This is a genomic window from Vibrio sp. 1562 (assembly GCF_033340155.1).
Classification (GTDB): Bacteria; Pseudomonadota; Gammaproteobacteria; order Enterobacterales; family Vibrionaceae; genus Vibrio; species Vibrio alginolyticus.
On sequence record NZ_JAWOVY010000807.1, the window covers coordinates 1 to 510 of the forward strand.

The 510-nt window shown below is 40.6% G+C and carries 1 protein-coding gene; it reads right to left on the reverse strand.

What is annotated here, in order from left to right; translation table 11 throughout:
- Nucleotides 1–366 (reverse strand): SIMPL domain-containing protein (locus R7Z49_RS27780; RefSeq protein WP_411913044.1); only part of this gene is annotated, 366 nt, incomplete at its 3' end.
- Nucleotides 367–510 lie beyond the last annotated feature (144 nt).

Consider the following 510-nt stretch of genomic DNA (forward strand, 5'->3'; position numbering starts at 1 on the left):
ATAACGATACTCAATGTCTTGCTCACCACCATATTGCTGCGCTTTACGGTCTATCACTGAAGGCGAAGACAGCGAGATGTTTTTGTCAGTTAAGCCTTTTGCGGTTAAAAAATCGAGAATCAAACGCGTTTGTTGGTCTATGTCATCAAACATCGCGCCCATATCATTGCTGGCTACCGTAAATTGGATTGGCCAAATGACGGTATCTGCCGGGTATTCTCGCTCAGACAATCCCTTCACCGTTACCACTCGCTCATAGGCTTTGTATTTGACTGCTGTTTGCTGAATAAAAAAGCCCAATACTCCTAAACCTATTATCAGACACAGCCCGAGCCATATTGACGCTTTATTGGAAATTTTCTCCATTCATCCTCCTAATTTCGCCAAAAGTAACAATTCGTAGTATCGATAACATAGCTCAACTATGGCCAGAAAATGGCGACCTAAAGCTAAATTTTTGTCATATCGTTCGAAATGGTGAATAGAATTAATTAAAATTGAACAGTGTTT